Genomic DNA, 6,416 nt, shown 5'->3' with positions numbered 1-6,416 from the left:
CTTTCGCCGGATACTGATCCGATGGGAAAAGAAGGTCGAAAACTATGAAGCTATGTTACATTTTGCGTGCGGGATTATAGTTTGGAACAAAACCCTATTGGGATAGGCTCTAAGTTGACCTAAGGAAATAAAGATGAGCGTCATCCTGTCAAAACGCTGGTACAAGGGTTAACAGGGATGGCTTTACTGGCGCTTCCATGCCGTCATTGCAGAGTATTGAGGCGTAAATACTTGCCTGTTGCAATGCGAGTGATTGTCATGCTTTTCACTTCCCCGTTAATTTCACGATGCAGCCGGGCTTCTACCGGCGGTAATTTCGGGATTTTTTTGCCACTGCCAGCAAAGGCTTCAGGTCTTTACGCGGGTTTATGTTGACGTAAACGTGTTATTGTCAAAATAACCTCCAATCAATGTGCAACTTATCTCACATATTGATTATTATCACATAGTTTCACAAAATCACACCCCGCTCGTCGAACTGGATTAACCCAATTACAAAAATATAAAATTATATTAAAACGTTTAATAGGGTGAACCTCATGATGGAAAAAGAACAATAACGTTTATCAGATTACAGATTAAAAACATAGGCGCTCCATTAATACCATATTTTAAAAAGAGACAACGTGACTAAAAACGGTTTTATTTTCTGGCATGTTTAATGCGCTTATCTGTCACAATGCTAACCCTCTGTCTATTTTACATTTATCTAACCGACCTGAAAATTTAAAAGCACTAATATAAAGAGATTAAAGCTTTATAGAAAAGATCGATTTAAATCAATAAATTAACTTTTCAGATAAATAGTAAATCGCATTTAATCGAAAGCTATTAAACATTAAAAGAAAATTGAAAAAATCAGCGAGAAAAAGAATATAATCTAAAATAGGTTCATATTAAAGTGTTTTCTTGCCGTTATTTTACAAAGAAACCATAAAAAATAGTAAAACGATTAATTTAGCCGGATTTAAACCCTAAAAAATAAGGAATTATCTGAAAGAACATAAAGGGCTATCTTTATATCATCAGACTATTTAATCACTGATTTATGAAGATAAACCATGATGATTAAACTTGAAAAAAAAGCGTTTCTGCCCGAAAAAAAGGTAAATAAAAAGGTGATTTTAATACCGAATACCTTTTTTAAAGCTCATAGGCTTTTATTTACCTGTTCGAGTTAATAGTTTCACTTATTAACGATGGTTGGGATAACAGAATTTAAAGCATTTATTTATCATTTTCACACTTATATTTATTCCCGTCTTGTCAGGTTAAATCACTTGTGAGTGTGTGGCTTTTTTCCATTACTCAGTTTGAAACCTTTAAGTAACTTGAACCTATGGGCGTTGCGCTTATCCAACTTTTTGCTATTATGTAACCAATTTGGATTTTTTTTACGCAACGATGTTATACTCAAATCGGAAACTCCGTCCGTTAAATACCGATGTGACGACTTTTGATTTTAAGAATATTAAAGGAAACTTCACGATGACACATAAAAGACACAGCCCCTCTTGGGAAGGCTATATGGGAGATTTTCTAAGAGGTAATGTTGGGATTAATCACTTAAATCCCCAATATCAATTCTTTGATGCTATTGGTTTTGAGAAACAGTTAAACGAGAATACAACGTATATTGCGTTACTATCCTTAGAGGAAGCGAAAGATGTTTTAGAGGATATTGATTCTCCAAAAGCAAAAAGCCCATTTATGAAGAAAATGTTTTCGGTTGCCGATCCTATATCACCCTATGCAGGTAATATACGTGATGCTTTCGACTTTATAAATGTAGTAGGAGAATTTAAAAAATTAGGGATTAAAGCCACAGAGTATGTTGGCAAAAATGGGCAAAGATATATTAAAATTTCAGGTCATGCGGGGCTTAGAAAAATCATCACCGCTTCAAGATACAGTGCTTCTAACATGAAGATTATATACCCTATGGATTTCAAGATGCATCGCGACGGCAAGGGAGTGAATCCCCGGGAGCATAGAGAACTATGTGACCGGGGTGAGCGAGTGCAGCCAACAAAGAGGCAACTTGAAAGACGACGGGTATATCTATGGGGATAGGGCAACAGGGAACAGATAGTGGCATAGTTAAGGGAGTTAAATTCAATATCTTATTCTCCGCAGCTTATCGAGCGGTTGAATACATCTTTAAGGATGAATACACACTGGCTGATTTCTTAGGAAATATTTCAGTAGATATGGCAAAAGCAGCAGTGGCAGCCTTTACTTCTTGGGTTATTGGGGCTGTTCTCTCAGCTTTCTTTGTGGCTGGTGGTAGTGTAATTGCTGTGGCTGGTATTATGCTTGCTGTTGGTATTGCAACGGCATCTATACTTGATTCTATAGATAAAAAATTCAAAATTAGTGAAGCTGTTATTAATTTGATCAAAAAAGAAATAGAAAGAAAACCAAAAACGCCAGAAGCTAATTTCAATCAATTTCTTCATAACTGGGGGAATTATGGTAAATAAAAAAAAGATTATGCATATCATTGGCGCTTTTGCTATTTTTACTTTAGCGCTATCAGGTTTATTTTTAACTGGGGGAAACTTAGTTTCTTTAATTAAAATGGAAGATAAAATAACATTCTCAGGTCCTGTTTTTATAATGTTCTTTTCTTTTCCTCTGCTTTCATATAGCATGATTTTTGTTATTTTTTTTAATATAACAGGCCGTTGCCCAAAATATCACGATAATTTTATTAACTTTTTTGGGATGATAACTGTCATCTCATTTTTTTCGAGTTTTCCCCTATCTTTCTATGTAGATTACAAATTAAAAAGCGAGAATTATTTGGTATGTGAAAGAATATCCTGGGCGTCACCTAATACCTATGTAAAAGATATTAAGCTATGTGATTAATATTATCTTATTTAATTTATTCATAACTGGGGTAACTTTGGCATCTATTTTTCGCAAGGATTTATTAAACTAACCCCTGTCGATTAAATAGTTTTAAAAGGTACAATTAAATAATCTGAATTTCATATTTATATGAATTCAGGTTGCTCACTTTATTTTAAATCCTATATTAACGGAGTGTGCATTTAAAAAACCCTTCACAGTAAACCGCTTAATGTGAAGGGAATTTTATCAAACTAGCATCTCTACTTTTTATTTACTTTATCTCAAACTACGCGAAATCCCCCTACTAAAAATTCGCTTTGCTCTCAATTAGCATTCAAGAAGGAGTATTACGCAGACTTGTTAAACTCAGATAATCCGATGTTTCTCTAATTGAACCTGCCGCGCCGCTTCACGCGCCATACGTTTCTTACGGGCATCACAAGGTTCTGGACAATCACATACTTTCTCTACGCCAATACTGCTTAAACCACCGCAGCTCCCTTGTATACTCTTACGTTTAATCATATAGCCCAACGACATTCCCGCAAAAGCCAGCAGGAAAAAAACGAAGGCGGCAATAAATATTTTTAGCACTTCCTTCCCCTTCTCATTGATTTTTCTGTAGGTATGGCTCAAAGGCTTTACTATAACGCTCTTCAAAACCATTTTTCGTTTTTATAATCATAAAAACCGGGATATTCAGATTTTCTGCAATTTTCATCCCTTTTTCCGGCCCTAAAACATTCAGTCCAGTCGAAAGCCCATCAGCATTCATACAAGCTGGAGCAATCACTGTAATAGAAACTAAATTATGAGAAATAGGGCTCCCCGTTTTTGGATCAATTGTATGTGAATAGCGCACACCATCTTGTTCAAAGTAATTACGGTAATCACCAGAAGTCGCTATCGACATATTCCCAGGCATTATCACTTCCTGAGCATTTTGTGCCATGCCAGTGTCAGATGGCTTTTCAATCGCAATCCGCCACGGCAGATCTTTACCACTATGGCCTGATGTACGGACTTCACCGCCAATATCAACCATATAATCTTTGATATTCTGCGATTCCAGATATTCAGCAACAACATCTACGCCATAACCTTTAGCGATAGATGATAAATCGATATACAGTTCTGGAACGGTTTTAATCAGGTTATTACCTTCTACCACCAGTTTATCAATCCCAGTCCATTCACGGCGTTTTTCCAGTTCGCTTGCAGAAGGTGCTTTCGTCACGTGCCCCTCAGGACCAAATCCCCATAAATTAACCAATGGGCCAACCGTTACATCCAACGCGCCATCCGTCAATTTATTAATGTAGATCGCTTCTTTAACCACTTTGGCTGTCGCGGCTGATACCGGGAATGGCCGATCAATTTGACGGCTTTGATTAAAACGACTCAATTCAGAATCAGGGCGATATGTCGACATCTGGTCGTTAACCTCTTCCAGCAAACGATCTATCTCTTTTTGCAGAGCTTCTGGCGAAGGCGCCGACGAACCCGTGACAAATTTAATGGAATAGTAAGTCCCCATTGTTTGCCCATGAATATTTTTCTGCTCCAGACCATCGCATGCCGCCAGCAGCAGTACTGCAAATATTAACGCTATCCAGCTACTTATCTTTTTACGCACAGTTAATTACTCTTTCCAAATTGTTAGCGCCCACAAAATTGTGGGCGCCAGTCATAAAAATCAAACTATTTATGGCCTATCAGCCACCGAAATCATCCAACATGATGTTTTCATCCTCGACACCAAGATCTTTCAACATCTTGATCACCGCAGCATTCATAACCGGAGGCCCACACATGTAAAACTCACAATCTTCTGGAGCCGGATGATCCCTCAAATAATTCTCATACAGAACATTATGGATAAAGCCGGTGTGACCATCCCAGTTATCTTCTGGCAGTGCATCAGATAGGGCTACATTCCAGGTAAAGTTTTCATTTTCAGCCGCCAGTTGATCGAAATCCTCTGTATAGAACATTTCACGTTTAGAACGGGCGCCATACCAGAAGCTAATCTTACGTTTGGAATTCAATCGCTTAAGCTGATCAAAGATATGAGAACGCATTGGCGCCATACCTGCGCCACCACCGATGAAGATCATTTCCGCATCAGTATTTTTCGCGAAAAATTCACCGAATGGACCAGAAATAGTCACTTTATCACCGGGCTTTAGTGACCAAATATAAGAAGACATAATTCCCGGCGGCGCTTCTGAATTTTTTGGCGGCGGCGTCGCAATACGAACGTTAAGCATGATAATTCCGCGTTCTTCTGGATAGTTTGCCATTGAGTAAGCACGAACTGTTGGCTCTTTCACCTCAGAAACAAAACGGAACAAATTAAATTTATCCCAATCCTCACGGTATTCTTTCGGCACATCATAATCCTCGTAACGAGCAATATGTGGCTGCGCTTCAATCTGGATATAACCACCTGCACGGAAAGGCACAACTTCCCCATCAGGGATCTTCAATTTTAGCTCTTTAATGAAAGTGGCTTTGTTATCGTTGGAGATAACTTCACATTCCCATTTCTTAACACCGAATATCTCTTCCGGTAACTTAATTTTCAGGTCCTGTTTTACATTGACCTGACAAGCCAGACGGCAACCCTCTTTCGCTTCACGTTTACTAATGTGAGAAAGTTCTGTTGGCAGAATGTCGCCACCGCCATCTTTAATCTTTACGCGACACTGACCACAAGAGCCACCACCACCACAAGCAGAAGAGACAAAAATCCCCTGGCTTGACAACATATTTAGCAATTTATCACCGGCAGGAGCGGTAAAGCTCTTTTCCGGATCACCATTAACTTCAACCCTAATATCCCCAGTGTTAACTAACTTTGATTTTGCGAACAAAATCAGCGCCGTCAGTACCAACACAATTAGGGTAAACATCACTACGCCTAAAATTATTATATCCATGAACGCTTCTCGCCCTTATAACTGCACACCAGAGAAGGACATAAAACCCAATGCCATCAAACCCGTAGTGACAAAGGTGATCCCCAATCCTTTCAGCCCTGCCGGAACATCAGCATATTTCATTTTTTCACGGATAGAAGCTAGCAGAACAATCGCCAACATCCAGCCTATACCTGAGCCAAAACCATATACAACGGATTCCGAAAAACTATAATCACGCTGCGCCATGAAAGAGACACCACCAAAAATTGCACAGTTAACGGTAATCAGTGGTAAAAAAATGCCGAGCGCGTTATAGAGTGAAGGGAAATAACGATCAAGGATCATTTCAAGAATCTGAACTAATGCAGCAATCACGCCAATAAAAGTAATAAAGTTTAGGAAACTGAGATCAACCCCTTCAACCAATGCACCGTCACGCAATACCAAGTTATACACCAGGTTGTTGGCAGGAACAGAGATCCCCAAAACCACCGTGACGGCAATACCCAGACCAAACGCCGTTGTGACGTTTTTCGATACGGCCAAAAAAGTGCACATACCGAGGAAGAAAGCCAACGCCATATTCTCAATAAAAACGGCGCGAACAAACAGGCTTATAAAATGTTCCATGCT

Annotated in this window: 7 protein-coding genes and 2 pseudogenes; 4 read left to right on the top strand and 5 right to left on the bottom strand. The window is 38.8% G+C overall.

The annotated features are described in order from the left end of the window. A pseudogene (locus ACGF49_RS19110) lies at positions 1-106 on the top strand (IS5/IS1182 family transposase); the annotation flags it as partial. A 54-nt stretch (positions 107-160) separates the two neighbouring features. Here ACGF49_RS19110 and ACGF49_RS19105 read toward each other — a convergent pair. Beyond that, positions 161-326, bottom strand: a pseudogene (locus ACGF49_RS19105) (RNA-guided endonuclease TnpB family protein); the annotation flags it as partial. A gap of 1,162 nt (positions 327-1,488) precedes the next feature. Between ACGF49_RS19105 and ACGF49_RS19100 the strand changes: the two are divergent. From ACGF49_RS19100 to ACGF49_RS19090, 3 genes are read left to right on the top strand one after another with little or no spacing between them, the layout of a single operon-like run. Further along, positions 1,489-2,073 carry a hypothetical protein gene (locus tag ACGF49_RS19100; RefSeq protein WP_387492309.1) on the top strand — a complete coding sequence of 195 codons (585 nt, stop codon included), beginning with the start codon at positions 1,489-1,491 and terminating at the stop codon, positions 2,071-2,073. Beyond that, complete coding sequence (locus ACGF49_RS19095; protein WP_228903204.1) at positions 2,064-2,483, top strand: hypothetical protein; 420 nt, start codon at positions 2,064-2,066, stop codon at positions 2,481-2,483. Before ACGF49_RS19100 ends, ACGF49_RS19095 begins: the two co-directional genes overlap by 10 nt. After that, the gene (locus ACGF49_RS19090) at positions 2,473-2,874 is read left to right on the top strand and encodes a DUF1240 domain-containing protein (RefSeq protein ID WP_113043301.1); all 402 of its coding nucleotides are present in this window, start codon (positions 2,473-2,475) and stop codon (positions 2,872-2,874) included. The genes ACGF49_RS19095 and ACGF49_RS19090 overlap by 11 nt, the downstream gene beginning before the upstream one ends. Positions 2,875-3,225: 351 nt before the next feature. On the opposite strand, the gene nqrM is transcribed toward ACGF49_RS19090, so the two are convergent. From nqrM to nqrE, 4 genes are all read right to left on the bottom strand, one after another. After that, positions 3,226-3,453 carry a (Na+)-NQR maturation NqrM gene (gene nqrM, locus ACGF49_RS19085; RefSeq protein ID WP_113043300.1) on the bottom strand — a complete coding sequence of 76 codons (228 nt, stop codon included), beginning with the start codon at positions 3,451-3,453 and terminating at the stop codon, positions 3,226-3,228. A gap of 13 nt (positions 3,454-3,466) precedes the next feature. Next, the gene (locus ACGF49_RS19080; RefSeq protein WP_113043299.1) at positions 3,467-4,495 is read right to left on the bottom strand and encodes an FAD:protein FMN transferase; all 1,029 of its coding nucleotides are present in this window, start codon (positions 4,493-4,495) and stop codon (positions 3,467-3,469) included. 79 nt (positions 4,496-4,574) lie between these two features. Continuing rightward, positions 4,575-5,801 carry an NADH:ubiquinone reductase (Na(+)-transporting) subunit F gene (gene nqrF, locus ACGF49_RS19075; protein WP_113043298.1) on the bottom strand — a complete coding sequence of 409 codons (1,227 nt, stop codon included), beginning with the start codon at positions 5,799-5,801 and terminating at the stop codon, positions 4,575-4,577. 15 nt (positions 5,802-5,816) lie between these two features. Beyond that, entirely contained in the window at positions 5,817-6,413 is a 597-nt protein-coding gene (gene nqrE / locus ACGF49_RS19070) for an NADH:ubiquinone reductase (Na(+)-transporting) subunit E (protein WP_112878722.1), read from the bottom strand. Between the last annotated feature and the right edge of the window lie 3 nt (positions 6,414-6,416).

It is taken from the genome of Photorhabdus sp. RM96S (assembly GCF_042879335.1).
Lineage (GTDB): Bacteria > Pseudomonadota > Gammaproteobacteria > Enterobacterales > Enterobacteriaceae > Photorhabdus > Photorhabdus kayaii.
This window is presented reverse-complemented; position numbering and strand designations above follow the sequence as displayed.

Excerpts from the sequence above, each read along its gene's own strand:
- ACGF49_RS19100 (WP_387492309.1), top strand. The coding sequence starts at position 1,489 with ATGACACATAAAAGACACAGCCCCTCTTGGGAAGGCTATATGGGAGAT.
- ACGF49_RS19095 (WP_228903204.1), top strand. The coding sequence starts at position 2,064 with ATGGGGATAGGGCAACAGGGAACAGATAGTGGCATAGTTAAGGGAGTT.
- ACGF49_RS19090 (WP_113043301.1), top strand. The coding sequence starts at position 2,473 with ATGGTAAATAAAAAAAAGATTATGCATATCATTGGCGCTTTTGCTATT.
- nqrF (WP_113043298.1), bottom strand. The coding sequence starts at position 5,801 with ATGGATATAATAATTTTAGGCGTAGTGATGTTTACCCTAATTGTGTTG.
- nqrE (WP_112878722.1), bottom strand. The coding sequence starts at position 6,413 with ATGGAACATTTTATAAGCCTGTTTGTTCGCGCCGTTTTTATTGAGAAT.